Annotated in this window: 12 protein-coding genes and 1 pseudogene; 11 read left to right on the top strand and 2 right to left on the bottom strand. The window is 72.1% G+C overall.

The features are described 5' to 3' along the window. Positions 1-106: 106 nt before the first annotated feature. A complete protein-coding gene (locus AB0M79_RS19620; protein ID WP_364215355.1) occupies positions 107-760 on the bottom strand; it encodes an MBL fold metallo-hydrolase in 654 nt (217 codons plus the stop codon). A gap of 11 nt (positions 761-771) precedes the next feature. Next, a complete protein-coding gene (locus AB0M79_RS19615) occupies positions 772-1488 on the bottom strand; it encodes a maleylpyruvate isomerase family mycothiol-dependent enzyme (protein WP_357544145.1) in 717 nt (238 codons plus the stop codon). 220 nt (positions 1489-1708) lie between these two features. Here AB0M79_RS19615 and rsgA point away from each other — a divergent pair, with 220 nt between their 5' ends. From rsgA to secG, 11 genes and pseudogenes are all read left to right on the top strand, one after another. Beyond that, complete coding sequence (rsgA, locus tag AB0M79_RS19610; protein ID WP_364215351.1) at positions 1709-2776, top strand: ribosome small subunit-dependent GTPase A; 1068 nt, start codon at positions 1709-1711, stop codon at positions 2774-2776. A gap of 333 nt (positions 2777-3109) precedes the next feature. After that, positions 3110-6049, top strand: a pseudogene (gene uvrA / locus AB0M79_RS19605) (excinuclease ABC subunit UvrA); the annotation flags it as partial. A 253-nt stretch (positions 6050-6302) separates the two neighbouring features. Further along, the gene (locus AB0M79_RS19600) at positions 6303-6770 is read left to right on the top strand and encodes a Rieske (2Fe-2S) protein (protein ID WP_364215348.1); all 468 of its coding nucleotides are present in this window, start codon (positions 6303-6305) and stop codon (positions 6768-6770) included. A gap of 119 nt (positions 6771-6889) precedes the next feature. Beyond that, a complete protein-coding gene (gene uvrC, locus AB0M79_RS19595) occupies positions 6890-9100 on the top strand; it encodes an excinuclease ABC subunit UvrC (RefSeq protein ID WP_364215345.1) in 2211 nt (736 codons plus the stop codon). Positions 9101-9359: 259 nt separating this feature from the next. Continuing rightward, entirely contained in the window at positions 9360-10259 is a 900-nt protein-coding gene (gene rapZ / locus AB0M79_RS19590) for an RNase adapter RapZ (protein ID WP_364215342.1), read from the top strand. Then, positions 10256-11257 carry a uridine diphosphate-N-acetylglucosamine-binding protein YvcK gene (gene yvcK, locus AB0M79_RS19585; RefSeq protein ID WP_364215339.1) on the top strand — a complete coding sequence of 334 codons (1002 nt, stop codon included), beginning with the start codon at positions 10256-10258 and terminating at the stop codon, positions 11255-11257. The genes rapZ and yvcK overlap by 4 nt, the downstream gene beginning before the upstream one ends. Before the next feature lie 56 nt (positions 11258-11313). Further along, entirely contained in the window at positions 11314-12294 is a 981-nt protein-coding gene (whiA, locus tag AB0M79_RS19580; RefSeq protein WP_364215336.1) for a DNA-binding protein WhiA, read from the top strand. Positions 12295-12547: 253 nt separating this feature from the next. Next, entirely contained in the window at positions 12548-13552 is a 1005-nt protein-coding gene (gene gap / locus AB0M79_RS19575) for a type I glyceraldehyde-3-phosphate dehydrogenase (RefSeq protein ID WP_357544152.1), read from the top strand. Next, positions 13549-14751, top strand: a complete 1203-nt coding sequence (locus tag AB0M79_RS19570) for a phosphoglycerate kinase (RefSeq protein WP_364215331.1) — start codon at positions 13549-13551, stop codon at positions 14749-14751. The genes gap and AB0M79_RS19570 overlap by 4 nt, the downstream gene beginning before the upstream one ends. Before the next feature lie 4 nt (positions 14752-14755). After that, complete coding sequence (gene tpiA / locus AB0M79_RS19565) at positions 14756-15547, top strand: triose-phosphate isomerase (RefSeq protein WP_364215328.1); 792 nt, start codon at positions 14756-14758, stop codon at positions 15545-15547. A gap of 121 nt (positions 15548-15668) precedes the next feature. Continuing rightward, positions 15669-15932: a preprotein translocase subunit SecG gene (gene secG, locus AB0M79_RS19560; protein WP_212820767.1), complete on the top strand. Its 264-nt coding sequence runs from the start codon at positions 15669-15671 to the stop codon at positions 15930-15932. The last annotated feature ends 16 nt before the right edge of the window (positions 15933-15948 follow it).

The following is a 15948-nucleotide window of genomic DNA, read 5'->3' as shown; positions in this document are numbered from 1 at the left end:
CGATGGGCGACCTGACCTCACGGAACGGGGAGGTTACCACCGTGAGATCAAAGAATCCTGAGAAACGGATTGTCACGGCCGAACCGCCGACCGAACCGGCCCGGCGTCACCAGCCGCGGGCCCGCCACTCCGGCACCCCCGGCCGTTCGGCACCGAGCGTGCTGTCCTTGCCGTGACCGGGATAGAACCAGGTCTCGTCGGGCAGCCGGTCGAAGAGCTTGTGCTCGACATCGTCGATCAGGGAAGCGAACCGCTGCGGGTCCTTGTCGGTGTTGCCGACCCCGCCCGGGAACAAACTGTCCCCGGTGAACAGGTGGGGCACCCCAGCCGGGTCGCGGTAGAGCAGGGCGATCGACCCCGGCGTGTGCCCCACGATGTGGATCACCTCCAGGGCGCAGTCGCCGACGCGTACGGTGTCGCCCTCGGCCAGCGGCTCGGACGGGATCGGCAGCCCCTCGGCGTCGAGCGCGTGCACCAGCGACCGGGCGCCGGTGGTCGCCACCACCTCCTCCAGCGCCACCCAGTGGTCCATGTGCTGGTGGGTGGTGACCACCGCGGACAGCCCGCCTCCACCGACCAGTTCCAGCAGCCGCGGCGCCTCGTTGGCGGCGTCGATCAGCACCTGGTCGCCGGTCGCCCGGCAGCGCAGCAGGTAGGCGTTGTTCTCCATCGGCCCGACCGAGAGCTTGGTGATGGCCAGGTCGTCCAGCTCGCGTACGTCGGGTGGGCCGCCCGGTGCGACATCTCCGGTATAAGGCATCGGGGTTTCCTTCACATCCAGCTCGGCGGATTCGGCAGCGGTCCGTCCGGGGTGACCTGGAGCGACTCGCCGGTGGACCGCCCGGTGAGCCACCCGGCCAGCGCGTGCGCCGGCCCGGAAACCGTCGGCGCCGCCCCGGCCGCTCCGACGGACAGTTCCTGCCCCGTCTCCACCGGGCACAGCACCACGTTCGGCGCGTCGTCGCGCCCGGCGTACCCGTCGACGATCTCGCGCAGCAGGTGGAGGCTGAACGCGTCCGGCCAGTCCGCCGGGTGGTAGCCGGCGGCCAGGTCGACGTGGTGCACCTCGACCTCGCGCAGCCGCCGCCACACCCCGTACGCCGCGGTCTGCGGGCGGTCCGGGATCTCCAGCGTGGTGAGCCACATCTCGCTGGTCAGCCGGTCGGCCGTGGCGGCGTGCCGGGCGGCCGAGTCACGCAGGTCGGCGAGCTGGACCGCCAGCGGGCGCCCGGCACCCGCCTCGATGTCGGCGACCCGGCGCTCCCAGCTCGGGTACTGCGGGGTCACCACCCCGGTCCGCGCCCACTCCAGCAGGTTGGTCATCCCGTCGGCGTTGCGCGCCAGGTGGGTCAGCACGTGTCCGCGGCTCCAGCCCGGCAGCGCCGACGGCGCGGCGACCGCCGCGTCGGAAAGGTCCGCCACCGTCGACAGCAGCCGGTCGGTCGCGCGTCGCACCTCGGCCATGAGTACGAGCGGGTCAGCCGTCACGGTCCGACCCTAACCGCCGTACCGCCACGGGGCCGGACGGAAATGCCTTTCGGCGGGTCGGGGGAGGCTCTACCGTCGATGCCGACGCGTCACGCAGGAACCGAGAGGGGGTGCCAGTCCATGCCGCCATCCATGCGGGCGAACGCGACCAGCCCCGTCTCACCGGGTATCTGACGGCCCACACCGGGCCGCCGGCACCATCACGCACGAGAAGGTTCCCATGACGTTCGACATCACGTCCCTCGGTTGGGACGCCGAACGGGCCGCCGCGTTCCGCGCGCCCGATCCCAGTCATCGCCCCGGCCGGGTCATCCGCGTCGACCGCGGCGCCTGCACCGTGCTGTGCGCCGACGGCACCGTACGCGCCAGTCTCGCCGGCGGGGTCCTGGTCGCCGCCGGCCGCGACCCGGCGAACCTGCCCTGTGCCGGCGACTGGGTGGTGGTCCGGCACTGGCCCGACCAGCGGGTCACCGCCGAGGCGGTGCTGCCCCGGCGCACCGCCGTCGTACGGCGCACCGCCGACAAGGACTCGACCGGTCAGGTGCTGGCCGCCAACGTCGACACCGTGGCGGTCGTCGAGCCGATGGACCCGGAGCCGGACGTCGGCCGGATCGAACGACTGCTGGCGCTCGCCTGGGAGTCCGGGGCCCGGCCGGTGGTCGTCCTCACCAAGTGCGACCTGGCCGCCGATCCGGCGGCCGTGGCCCGGCAGATCGCCGAGATCGCGCCCGGCGTGGAGATCGTGCCGGTCAGCGCGCAGCGCGGCGACGGCCTCGACACGCTGCGGCCGTCGATCGCCGCCGGCCGGACCCTGGCCCTGCTGGGCCCGTCCGGCGCCGGCAAGTCGACCCTCGTCAACGCCCTCGCCGGGGCGGTCGTGATGGCCGCCCAGGGGGTCCGCGGCGTCGACGGCAAGGGCCGGCACACCACCACGTACCGGGCGTTGATCCCGATCCCGGGCGGCGGCGCGGTGCTGGACACCCCCGGGGTACGCGCGGTGGGCCTGCTCGATGCCGCCGGGGGACTCGATCAGGCATTCGCCGACATCGCCGAGCTGGCCGCCGGGTGCCGGTTCGGGGACTGCGCGCACAACGGCGAACCGGGGTGCGCGGTGCGGGCCGCGCTGGAGTCCGGTGACCTGACCGGCCGGCGCTGGGAGAGCTGGCGCAAGCTCCAGCGCGAGGTGGCGTTCGAGACCCGCCGCCGCGACGCCCGGGTGGCGGCGGAGCACCGGGCCAGGTGGAAGCGGATCGACCGGGACCAGCGGGCCGGGGGTGCCCGCCCCTAGCCGTCGGCCTCTGGCCGGCGGCCCCGGCCGGCGCGTCGGTCGCGGTCGCCGGCACCGGCCGTCCGTGGCGCCGCCGCCCCCGGTGACCTGGTGTCGGGGGTGTGGGGCGGGTCGCGGGAATTCGGGGGAGGGGAAAACTGTCATACCCCGCGGATACAGTAGCCGCGACGTTTCTGTGTCGTTGGCATCTACGACCGGCGGGCATCAGCGTCGATGAGATCAGCCGTCGATGGAATCAGGTGTCGACGAGATCAAGTCGATGAGTGACGGCATCGTTACTGTGCCGGTGCCCCGGACAGATCCCCTTATATTGCAACTGGGAGTGGGCGGACAGTGGCCGACCGACTGATCATCCGCGGCGCGCGCGAGCACAACCTGCGCGACGTCAACCTCGACCTGCCGCGGGACGCGATGATCGTGTTCACCGGGCTGTCCGGCTCGGGCAAGTCCAGTCTCGCGTTCGACACGATCTTCGCCGAGGGGCAGCGCCGCTACGTCGAGTCGCTGTCGTCGTACGCCCGGCAGTTCCTCGGCCAGATGGACAAGCCGGACGTCGACTTCATCGAGGGGCTCAGCCCCGCGGTCTCCATCGACCAGAAGTCGACCTCGCGCAACCCCCGCTCGACCGTGGGCACCATCACCGAGGTCTACGACTACCTGCGACTGCTCTTCGCCCGGGTCGGCGAGCCGCACTGCCCGGTCTGCGGCGAGCGGATCTCCAAGCAGAGCCCGCAACAGATCGTCGACCGGGTCCTCGCCATGACGGAGGGCACCCGGTTCATGGTGCTCGCCCCGGTCGTGCGCGGACGCAAGGGCGAATACGTCGACCTCTTCGCCGAACTGCAGGCCAAGGGCTATGCCCGGGCCCGGGTCGACGGCGTCGTGCACCCGCTCAGCGAGCCACCCAAGCTCAAGAAGCAGGAGAAGCACACCATCGAGGTGGTGGTCGACCGGCTCACCGTCAAGGCCGGCGCCAAGCAGCGGCTGACCGACTCGGTCGAGTCGGCGCTCGCGCTGGCCGGCGGCATCGTGCTGCTCGACTTCGTCGACCTGGCCGACGACGACCCCAACCGCGAACGGCGCTTCTCCGAGCACCTGGCCTGCCCCAACGACCACCCACTGGCGATCGAGGACCTCGAACCCCGGGTCTTCTCCTTCAACGCGCCGTACGGCGCCTGCCCCGAGTGCACCGGCCTCGGCACCAAGAAGGAGGTCGACGCCGACCTGGTCGTACCCGACCCGGAGCGCACCCTGCGCGAGGGGGCCATCGCGCCGTGGAGCGGCGGGCACACCCTCGAATACTTCCTGCGCCTGCTCGAGGCCCTCGGTGACGCCGAGCACTTCGACCTCGACACCCCGTGGCGCAAGCTGCCGTCCCGGGCCCAGAAGACGATCATGTACGGCTCCGAGGACCAGGTCCACGTCCGCTACCGCAACAAGTACGGCCGGGAACGTTCCTACTACACCGGCTTCGAGGGCGTGGTGCAGTGGATCGAGCGGCGGCACTCCGACACCGAGTCGGACTGGTCCCGCGACCGCTACGAGGGCTTCATGCGCGACGTGCCGTGCGGCACCTGCGGCGGCACCCGGCTCAAGCCGGAGGTCCTCGCGGTGACCCTGGCCGGCAAGAACATCGCCGAGGTCACCAACCTGTCGGTCGGCGAGTGCGCCGACCTGCTCGGCGACCTGGTCCTCACCGACCGGCAGAAGATGATCGCCGAGCGGGTGCTCAAGGAGATCAACGCCCGGCTGCGGTTCCTGGTCGACGTCGGGCTCGACTACCTGTCGCTCGACCGGGGCGCCGGCACGCTCTCCGGCGGCGAGGCGCAGCGGATCCGGCTCGCCACCCAGATCGGCTCCGGCCTGGTCGGCGTGCTCTACGTGCTCGACGAGCCGTCGATCGGGCTGCACCAGCGGGACAACCAGCGCCTGATCGAGACCCTCGTACGCCTGCGCGGGCTGGGCAACACGCTGATCGTCGTCGAGCACGACGAGGACACCATCCGGGCCGCCGACTGGATCGTGGACATCGGCCCGGGCGCCGGCGAGCACGGTGGCCGGATCGTGCACAGCGGCTCGGTGGACGACCTGTTCGCCAACGAGGAGTCGCTGACCGGCGCCTACCTGTCCGGGCGGAAGGCGATCGTGACGCCGGCCACCCGCCGCCCGCAGACCGCCGGCCGCGAGCTGGTCGTGCACGGTGCCCGTGAGCACAACCTGAAGAACCTGACCGTCAGCTTCCCGCTCGGGCAGTTCATCGCCGTCACCGGGCTCAGCGGGTCGGGCAAGTCGACGCTGGTCAACGACATCCTCTACACGGTGCTCGCCAACCAGCTCAACCGGGCCCGGCTGGTGCCCGGCCGGCACACCCGGGTCAGCGGCCTCGAACACGTCGACAAGGTCGTCGGCGTCGACCAGTCGCCGATCGGGCGTACGCCGCGCTCGAACCCGGCCACCTACACCGGTGTCTTCGACCACGTACGCAAGCTGTTCGCCGAGACCACCGAGGCGAAGGTACGCGGATACGGCCCCGGCCGGTTCTCGTTCAACGTCAAGGGCGGGCGCTGCGAGGCGTGCTCGGGCGACGGCACCATCAAGATCGAGATGAACTTCCTGCCCGACGTCTACGTTCCGTGCGAGGTCTGCAAGGGCGCCCGCTACAACCGGGAGACGCTGGAGGTCCACTACAAGGGCCGGACCATCTCCGAGGTGCTGGAGATGCCGATCGAGGAGGCGGCCGAGTTCTTCGCCGCCATCCCGGCCATCCACCGGCACCTCAAGACCCTGGTCGACGTCGGCCTGGGCTACGTCCGCCTCGGCCAGCCCGCGCCGACCCTGTCCGGCGGTGAGGCGCAGCGCGTCAAGCTCGCCTCCGAGTTGCAGAAGCGTTCCAGCGGCCGGACCGTCTACGTGCTCGACGAGCCGACCACGGGCCTGCACTTCGAGGACATCCGCAAGCTGCTCAAGGTCCTCGACGGGCTGGTCGACAAGGGCAACACGGTCATCGTCATCGAGCACAACCTCGACGTGATCAAGTCCGCCGACTGGTTGATCGACATGGGACCCGAGGGCGGCCACCGCGGCGGCACGATGCTGGCCGCCGGCACCCCGGAGGAGTTGGCCGAGGTGGCCGACAGCCACACCGGCCAGTTCCTGCGCCCGGTGCTCGGCCTGACCGGCGAGCCCGACGGCGGCGCGTCGGCGGTCGCCCGGGCGGCGAAGGCCAACGGCCGGTCCACCGGCGCGAAGGCCACCGGCCCGGCCACGAAAGCCACCGGCCCGGCCACGAAGACCGCCAGGGCGACCGCCGCGAAGACCGCGAAGTCCGCGAAGTCCGCGGGTACGGCCGGCGCGGAGGCCGGTGGGACCGACGGCGAGGCGGGGTCCGGCGGCACCGCGCCCAAGACCCGCGCCCCCCGCAAGGCGGCCACCCGGACCCGCGGCTGAACCAGCGCCGGTTCGATTCCGTGCCTTCTGGTGGGTCGTGGAAGATCCATGGCCCACCAGCAGACAGGAAGGGCTTCGCATGAGTGAGGACCAGGTCGTGACCGGGCCGGGCAGCACCACCCGCCGTTCGCTGTTCGCGGGTGCCGGCGCGGTCGGCGCGACCGTCGTACTGGCCGCCTGCGGCGGTGACGACGGGTCCCCGGACGGCGGCACGTCCACGCCCGGCACCGCACCGACCGGCGGCGGCGACACCGGCGGCGGCGTCACCCTGGGTTCGACCGCCGACGTACCGGTCGGCGGCGGGGTCATCTTCGCCGCCCAGCAGGTCGTGGTGACCCAGCCGACGGCGGGTGACTTCAAGGCGTTCAGTTCGATCTGCACCCACCAGCAGTGCCCGGTCAGCCGGATCGAGGGCGGCATGATCAACTGCACCTGCCACAACAGCCGGTTCTCGATCGAGGACGGCGCGCCGCAGGGCGGCCCGGCCACCGCGCCGCTGCAGAGCAAGACGGTCACCGTCCAGGGCGACAACATCGTCCTGGGCTGACGACCGGCGTCGCGGCGGGGCGCCGACCGGCGCCCCGCGCGGCGCCTCCGGGTCGTCCCGCCCGCCGGGTCCGGTCCGTCGACCGGGTCCTGTCGGGGGTACGGGCTAGGCTTGCCGCCGTGGCTGACCCCTCGACCTACCGCCCCGCCCCGGGGACGATTCCCGAGGCGCCGGGGGTCTACCGCTTCTACGATCCCGGCGGCCGGGTCATCTACGTCGGCAAGGCGAAGAACCTGCGCAGCCGCCTCAACTCCTACTTCACCGACCCCTGGCACCTGCACCAGCGCACTCAGCAGATGGTGACGACGGCCTCGTCGGTCGACTGGGTCATCGTCAGCGGCGAGGTCGAGGCGCTCCAGCTCGAATACACCTGGATCAAGGAGTTCGACCCGCGGTTCAACGTCAAGTACCGCGACGACAAGTCCTACCCCTACCTCGCCGTCACCGTCGGCGAGGAGTTTCCCCGGCTGCAGGTGATGCGCGGCGAGAAGCGCAAGGGCGTGCGCTACTTCGGGCCGTACTCGCACGCCTGGGCGATCCGCGAGACGCTCGACCTGCTGCTGCGGGTCTTCCCGGCCCGCACCTGTTCCTCCGGGGTCTTCAAGGCGGCCGGCCAGGCCGGCCGGCCGTGCCTGCTCGGCTACATCGGCAAGTGCTCCGCGCCGTGCGTCGGCCAGGTCGGTGCCGACGAGCATCGCGAGATCGTCGACCGGTTCTGCGACTTCATGGCCGGGCGCACCGACACCATGGTCCGCCGGCTCGAACGCGAGATGTCGCAGGCCAGCGAGCGGCTGGAGTTCGAGCAGGCGGCCCGGCTGCGGGACGACCTCGCCGCGCTGCGCCGGGCGATGGAGAAGCAGACCGTGGTGTTCGGTGACGGCACCGACGCCGACGTGGTGGCGTTCGCCGAGGACCCGCTGGAGGCGGCCGTCCAGGTCTTCCACGTGCGCGGCGGCCGCGTCCGCGGCCAGCGCGGCTGGGTGGTGGAGAAGGTCGAGGACCTGACCACCGGTGACCTGGTGCACTACTTCTGCACCCAGGTCTACGGCGGCCAGCACGGTGAGGCCGACGTGCCCCGGGAGTTGCTGGTGCCGGCCCTGCCCGGCGACGCCGAGGCGCTCACCGAATGGCTGTCCGACCACCGGGGCAGCCGGGTCAGCCTGCGGGTGCCGCAGCGCGGTGACAAGAAAGCCCTGCTGGAGACGGTGGGCCGTAACGCCGCCGAGGCGCTGGTCCGGCACAAGCTGAAGCGGGCCGGCGACCTGACCACCCGTGGCAAGGCCCTCGACGAACTCGCCGAGGCGCTGGGCATGGAGACCGCGCCGCTGCGGATCGAGTGCTTCGACGTCTCGCAGATCCAGGGCACCGACGTGGTCGCCAGCATGGTCGTCTTCGAGGACGGGCTGCCCCGCAAGAGTGAATACCGCCGGTTCGCCGTCCGTGGCGCGACCGACGACCTGTCCGCGATGGCCGAGGTGCTGCGCCGGCGGTTCAGCCGCTACCTCGACGCGACCAGTGAGGAGATACCGGCCGGCAGCGCGACCCCGGCCGGTGCCGCCGCCCCGGACCGGCCCGGCCTGTCCGGCGGCCCGGTCGCGGCCGACGCCGCGGTGGGCGCCGACGCCGCGGTGGGCGCCGGGGTGCCGGCGGAGAGCGCGCCGGATGGCGGCCCGGACGGGGGGCCGGCCGGCAGCCTGCTCGACCCGACCACCGGCCGGCCGCGACGGTTCGCCTACCCGCCGCAGCTCGTGGTCGTCGACGGCGGGCAGCCGCAGGTCGCCGTCGTCGCCCGGGTCCTGGCCGAGCTGGGCATCGACGACGTCGCCCTGTGCGGGCTGGCCAAGCGGCTGGAGGAGGTGTGGCTGCCCGACGACGACTTCCCGGTGATCCTGCCGCGCACCTCCGAGGCGCTCTACCTGCTCCAGCGGATCCGCGACGAGGCGCACCGGTTCGCTATCGCCTACCACCGCCAGCGCCGCTCCAAGCGGATGACCGCCTCGGGCCTGGACGGGGTGCCCGGCCTCGGCGAGGTACGCCGCAAGGCGTTGCTGCGCCACTTCGGTTCGCTGAAGCGCCTGTCGTCCGCGACGGTCGAGGAGATCACCGAGGTGCCGGGGGTCGGCCCGCGCACCGCCGAGGCGATTCTCGCGGCCCTCGGCGACGAGCCGGCCCCGCCGCCCGTACCGGACGCCCGGGCGGATGCCGGCCCGGACGCCGTCGCCGGCCCGGCCGCGACGGCCGCCGGCGGGCCGGGTGACGACGCCGGCGCCGGCCCGGACGGCACGCGCGGCGCCGGGTCCGGACCGGCCGTGCGGCGTGACGACGCCTAGGATCGGATTCTGGTCGAGCGGCCCGACGGGCCGCCCGTACGCGACGGGGAGATCGTGAGCGAGCGAACCATTGGGCTCCGTGCCCGGCACGGCGCCGCCGAGCGCAGCGAGGGGTCGGTGTGAGCGAGCGGAACCATCAGGTTCAGGTCTTGGCACGGCGCCGCCGAGCGCAGCGAGGGGGCGGTGTGAGCGAGCCCAGCGAGCGAACCATCAGGTTCAGGTTCTGGCACGGCGCCGCCGAGCGCAGCGAGGAGGCGACGTGAGCGAACGCAGCGACAGCGGACCCGGGGCCACCCGGTCGGACACCAGGCTGGTGGTGGTCACCGGTGTCTCCGGCGGCGGCCGCAGCACCGTGGCCCGCGCCCTGGAGAACGTCGGCTTCTACGTCGTCGACAACCTTCCCCAGGCACTGATGCTCGAGATGGCCGAGCTGGCGTACGCCGCCGGTGGGGCCGCCCGGCAGACCGCGATGGTGCTGGACGTACGCAGCCGGGCCTTCTCCACCGATCTCGCCGGTGCCATCGAGGCGCTGCGGGAGCGGGGCTTCCAGCCCCGGGTGGTCTTCGTCGACGCCGACGACGAGGTGCTGATCCGCCGCTTCGAGAGCGTCCGGCGGTCGCATCCGTTGCAGGGCGAAGGACGGCTGGTCGACGGCATCACCGCCGAGCGCAAGCTGCTCGAGGAGGCCCGCGACCAGGCCGACGTGATCATCGACACCAGCCATCTCAACGTCAACCAGCTCCGCCGCCGGGTCGAGGAGCTGTTCGGCGGCGAGGACGCCCGCCGGCTGCGGGTGACCGTGCTGTCCTTCGGGTTCAAGTACGGCCTGCCGCCCGACGCCGATTTCGTGCTCGACGCGCGTTTCCTGCCGAACCCCTACTGGGTGCCGGAGTTGCGCGAGCACACCGGCCGGGACGCCGACGTCAGCGACTACGTGCTCGGCCAGGATGGCGCGATCTCGTTCATCGAGGCGTACGCCGGGCTGATCAGCTCCACCGCCGCGGGGTTCGAGCGGGAGGGCAAGCGCTACCTGACGGTCGCCGTCGGGTGCACCGGCGGGAAGCACCGCAGCGTCGCCATCGCCGAGGAGCTGGCCGCCCGGCTGCGGCTGGCCTGGCTTTCGGCCAACCCGCAACACCGTGACCTGGGGCGCGAGTGAGGGGGCCGGGACCGGGGGCGTCCGGCGGACCGGGTCCGGTCCGGGTCGTCGCCTTCGGCGGCGGGCACGGGCTGGCCGCCTCGTTACGGGCGCTGCGGCAGTGCCGGCTCGATCTCGACATCACCGCCGTGGTGACGGTCGGCGACGACGGCGGGTCGAGCGGGCGGCTGCGTACCGACCGTGGCTCGCTGCCTCCCGGCGACCTGCGGCAGGCGCTCGTCGCGCTGGCCGCCGACACCCCGCGGACGCGCCGCAGTGCCGACCTTTTCCAGCACCGGTTCACCCCGGTTCCGGCGGGTCAGCCCGACGACCCGCTGGTCGGGCACGCGGTCGGGAACCTGGTGCTGTGCGGGCTGATGGAGCTGCTCGGCGACCCGGTGGCCGCGCTCGACCACGCGGCCCGGATGCTGGACGCGGCCGGCCGGGTGCTGCCGATGTCCTGCGACCGGGTGGAGATCGAGGCCGACGTACGGGGGCTCGACCCGGCCCGCCCCGACGAGCTGGTCACGGTCCACGGCCAGCACGAGGTCGCCGTCACCACCGGCCGGGTGGAGACCGTACGCCTGACCCCCGGCGCGCCGGCGGCCTGCCCGCAGGCGCTGGCGGCGGTGGCCGACGCGGACTGGTTGATCTTCGGCCCGGGAAGCTGGTACACCAGTGTGATCCCGCATCTGCTGGTGCCCGAACTCGCCGCCGCGATCGTGGCCAGCCCGGCCCGGCGGCTGGTGACCCTCAACCTGGCCGCCGAACTGGAGACCGACGGCCTTTCGGTCGCCGGGCACCTGGCGGCCCTGCACCGGTACCTTCCGGAGTTGGCAGTTGACACGGTTATCGCGGACGGGAAAGCCGTAGGTGACCCCGAACCGGTCAATCGTGCGGCAGAATCGCTGGGTGCGCGGCTGTTACTCGCCCCGGTGGCGGTCTCCGACGGCGGCCCCCGACACGATCCGGCCGCATTGGCGGCCGCACTGGTTCCCGTACTGGGTTCCGCTCGTTAAGCACGTACGAAAACACCGGCAGCAAGCCGGAACCGGCCACGAGGTGACGTGAGAAAATGGCGATGACCGCTTCGGTCAAGGACGAGCTGAGCCGGGTCGACGTACCCAAACCCTGCTGCCGCCGGGCGGAGATGGCCGCCCTGCTGCGCTTCGCGGGGGGCCTGCACATCGTCTCCGGCCGGGTCGTCGTGGAGGCCGAGCTGGACACCGGCGCCGTCGCCCGGCGGCTGCGCCGCGAGGTGGCCGAGGTCTACGGCTACCCGAGCGAGATCCACGTGCTGGCGTCCGGTGGACTGCGCAAGAGCAGCCACTACATCGTGCGGGTGGTCAAGGACGGCGAGGCGCTGGCCCGCCAGACCGGGCTGCTCGACGTGCGCGGGCGTCCGGTGCGCGGCCTGCCGCCGCACGTGGTGTCGGCCAGCGTGTGCTGCGCGGTGGCGGCCTGGCGGGGGGCGTTCATGGCGCACGGCTCGCTGACCGAGCCCGGCCGGTCCTGCGCCCTGGAGATCACCTGCCCGGGGCCGGAGTCGGCGCTGGCCCTGGTCGGCGCCGCCCGCCGGATCGGGGTCACCGCGAAATACCGCGAGGTGCGCGGTGTCGACCGGGTCGTGGTCAAGGACGGTGACGCGATCGCCGCGCTGCTCACCCGGATCGGCGCGCACTCCAGCGTGCTCGCCTGGGAGGAGCGCCGGGTACGCCGGGAGGTGCGGGCGACCGCGAACCGGCTGGCCAACTTCGACGACGCCAACCTGCGCCGTTCGGCGCGGGCGGCGGTCGCGGCGGCGGCCCGGGTGACCCGGGCCCTGGAGATCCTCGCCGACGACGCCCCCAACCACCTGACGTCGGCCGGCCAGCTGCGGCTGGAGCACCGGCAGGCGTCGCTGGAGGAGCTGGGCGCGCTCGCCGACCCGCCGCTGACCAAGGACGCCATCGCAGGGCGCATCCGCCGGCTGCTCGCCCTGGCCGACAAGCGGGCGCGTGACCTGGGCATCCCCGACACCGAGGCGGCCGTCACACCGGACATGATGGTCGTCTGAGCACCGACCGGGGCGGTTTCCGCCCCGACGCACCACGACGGACAGCGCTCGGATAGGGTCGCAGCGTACGGCGACGGGGCCGGCACCCGGCCCAACCCGCCGCACGCACCGCCTCGGGCGGTCAGAGCTTCTTCCAGAGGCGTGGCGGGGCGGCCGGGGTGACCTTCGGCGGCCGACCGCGGACGGTCGGCGCACAGAATTTCCGCCGGTCACGGGCTTTCCCGGCGGACCAGAATGCGAGGAGATGGAACCTGTGACCATCCGGGTTGGCATCAACGGCTTCGGCCGCATCGGCCGCAACTTCTTCCGGGCGGTGTCCGCGTCGGGCGCCGACATCGAGATCGTCGCCGCCAACGACCTGACCGACAACGCGACGCTCGCCCACCTGCTCAAGTACGACAGCATCCTCGGCCGCTTCCCGCAGGAGGTGAAGGCGACCGCGGACGAGATCACCGTCGGTGGCCACACCGTCAAGGTCTTCGAGGAGAAGGACCCGGGCAAGCTGCCCTGGGGCGACCTCGGTGTCGACGTGGTCGTCGAGTCGACCGGCTTCTTCACCGACGCCAACAAGGCCCGGGCGCACATCGACGGCGGCGCGAAGAAGGTCATCATCTCGGCCCCCGCCAAGAACGAGGACGTGACGGTCGTCATGGGTGTCAACCAGGACACCTACGACCCCGCGCAGCACTCGATCATCTCCAACGCGTCGTGCACCACCAACTGCCTCGCGCCGATGGCCAAGGTGCTCAACGACACGTTCGGCATCGAGCGTGGCCTGATGACCACCATCCACGCGTACACCCAGGACCAGAACCTCCAGGACGGCCCGCACAAGGACCTGCGCCGGGCCCGCGCGGCGGCGCTGAACATCGTGCCGACCTCGACCGGTGCGGCCAAGGCCGTCAGCCTGGTGCTGCCGGAGCTGAAGGGCAAGCTGGACGGCTACGCGCTGCGGGTGCCGATCCCGACCGGCTCGGCCACCGACCTGACCGTCACGCTGTCGCGTGAGGCGTCGGTCGAGGACGTCAACGCCGCGCTCAAGGCCGCCGCCGAGGGCCCGCTCAAGGGCATCCTGGTCTACACCGAGGACGAGATCGTCTCCAGCGACATCGTCACCGACCCGGCCTCCTGCATCTTCGACGCCGGCCTCACCAAGCGGATCGGCGACCAGGTCAAGGTCGTCGGCTGGTACGACAACGAGTGGGGCTACTCGAACCGCCTGGTCGACCTGGTCAAGCTGGTGGGTTCGTCCCTGTGAGCATCCGTACCCTCGATGATCTTCTCGCCGAGGGTGTGTCGGGTCGGCGCGTACTCGTACGCGCCGACCTGAACGTCCCGTTCGAGAAGGAGCATCCGGGCGTCATCTCCGACGACGGCCGGATCCGGGCGGTGCTGCCGACGGTCACCGCGCTGCGCGACGCCGGTGCGGCCGTGGTCGTGGTCTCGCACCTGGGGCGGCCCAAGGGCGCGCCGGACCCGAAATACAGCCTGGCGCCGGTGGCGACCCGGCTCGGTGACCTGCTCGGCTCCCAGGTGGTCTTCGCCGAGGACACCGTCGGCGAGTCGGCGCGGGCCGCGGTCGGCGCGCTGACCGGCGGGCAGGTGGCGCTGCTGGAGAACCTGCGGTTCAACCCGGGGGAGACCAGCAAGGACGACGCCGAGCGGGGCGCGTTCGCCGACCAGCTCGCCGCGTTCGCGGACGCGTACGTCGACGACGCCTTCGGTGCCGTGCACCGCAGGCACGCCAGCGTTTACGACGTACCGGAGCGGCTGCCGCACTTCGCCGGCCGGCTGGTGCTGCGCGAGGTCGAGGTGCTGGCCAAGCTGACCGGCGACCCGGAGCGGCCGTACGTGGTCGTGCTCGGCGGCTCGAAGGTCTCCGACAAGCTGGCGGTGATCGAGTCGCTGCTGCCGAAGGTCGACCGGCTGCTGGTCGGCGGCGGCATGTGCTTCACGTTCCTCAAGGCGCAGGGCTACGAGGTGGGCCAGTCGCTGCTGGAGGAGGACCGCGTCGAGATCTGCCGGGACCTGCTGGAGCGTGCCGGCAACCGGATCGTGCTGCCGGTCGACGTGGTCGCGGCCACGGCGTTCTCGGCCGACGCGGAGCGGACCGTCGTCGACGCCGCCACCATCCCGGCCAACCGGATGGGGCTGGACATCGGCCCGCGCAGTGTCAGCCTCTTCGCCGAGGCGATCGGCGGCGCCCGCACGGTCTTCTGGAACGGGCCGATGGGCGTGTTCGAGCTGGAGCCGTTCGCGGCCGGCACCCGGGGCGTCGCCGAGGCGATCACCGAGGTCGACGGGTTCACGGTCGTCGGCGGCGGCGACTCGGCGGCGGCCGTACGCACCCTCGGACTCGACGAGTCCGCGTTCGGACACATCTCGACCGGCGGGGGTGCCTCGCTGGAATACCTGGAGGGCAAGATCCTCCCGGGCATCGCGGCGCTGGAAGGGTAGCTCGGTGGCTGACACTGTCCGCCGGCCGTTGATGGCCGGCAACTGGAAGATGAACCTCAACCACCTGGAAGCGATCGCGCTGGTCCAGAAGTTGGCGTTCAGTCTCAACGAGAAGCAGCTGACCGAGGTCGAGACGGTGGTGCTGCCGCCGTTCACCGACCTGCGCAGTGTGCAGACGCTGATCGACGGCGACAAGCTCCTGATCGGGTACGGCGCCCAGGACCTGTCGCCGTACGCGTCCGGGGCCTACACCGGTGACATCTCCGGCCCGATGCTCGCCCGCCTCGGCTGCCAGTACGTCGTCGTCGGGCACTCCGAGCGGCGGGCCTACCACCACGAGGACGACGCGGCCGTCAACGCCAAGGTCGCCGCGGCGCTGGCCCACGGCCTCGCGCCGATCCTCTGCGTCGGCGAGGGTCTGGAGGTCCGCGAGGCGGCCGGCCACGTCGCGCACTGCAGCGATCAGCTCGACGCGGCCCTGAAGGGGCTCAGCGCCGAGCAGGTCGAGAAGGTCGTCATCGCGTACGAGCCGGTCTGGGCGATCGGCACCGGCAAGACGGCGACCCCGGAAGACGCCCAGGAGGTCTGCGGGGCGGTCCGCGAGCGGGTCGCCGAGCGGTTCGGCAAGGAGACCGGCGAGCGGACCCGGGTGCTCTACGGCGGTTCGGTGAAGTCGTCGAACATCGCCGGCATCATGGCGAAGCCGGACGTCGACGGCGCGCTGATCGGCGGGGCGAGTCTCGACGCCGACGAGTTCGCCAAGATCGTTCGCTTCCCGGAGCACGTCTCCCGGTAGCCGGTCGTCGACCCCTCGTCACCAGGACGGTGGCGAGGGGTCGATCCGTACCCGGTGCACATGATCGCGGTCCTACCGCTATCCTTGGCGCGGCCCCGTAATCGAGAGGACTGACCTAACTATGCCGATCGCGTTCGCATACACGTTGATCGTGTTGCTGGTCATCACGAGCGCCCTGCTCACCCTGCTGATCCTGCTGCACCGCGGTAAGGGTGGCGGTCTGTCGAGCATGTTCGGCGGCGGTGTCAGTTCCAGCCTGGCCGGGTCGTCGGTCGCGGAGAAGAACCTCGACCGCTACACGGTTCTCGTCGGCATCGTGTGGTTCGCCTGCATCGTCGGGCTCGGCCTCTGGCTCAAGCTCGCCATGAACACGGGCGCCTCCTGAGCCGCGAACAGTCGTA

The organism is Polymorphospora sp. NPDC051019, from assembly GCF_040683055.1.
GTDB lineage: Bacteria > Actinomycetota > Actinomycetes > Mycobacteriales > Micromonosporaceae > Polymorphospora > Polymorphospora lycopeni.
This window is presented reverse-complemented; position numbering and strand designations above follow the sequence as displayed.

Excerpts from the sequence above, each read along its gene's own strand:
- AB0M79_RS19620 (WP_364215355.1), bottom strand. The coding sequence starts at position 760 with ATGCCTTATACCGGAGATGTCGCACCGGGCGGCCCACCCGACGTACGC.
- rsgA (WP_364215351.1), top strand. The coding sequence starts at position 1,709 with ATGACGTTCGACATCACGTCCCTCGGTTGGGACGCCGAACGGGCCGCC.
- AB0M79_RS19600 (WP_364215348.1), top strand. The coding sequence starts at position 6,303 with ATGAGTGAGGACCAGGTCGTGACCGGGCCGGGCAGCACCACCCGCCGT.
- whiA (WP_364215336.1), top strand. The coding sequence starts at position 11,314 with ATGGCGATGACCGCTTCGGTCAAGGACGAGCTGAGCCGGGTCGACGTA.
- secG (WP_212820767.1), top strand. The coding sequence starts at position 15,669 with ATGCCGATCGCGTTCGCATACACGTTGATCGTGTTGCTGGTCATCACG.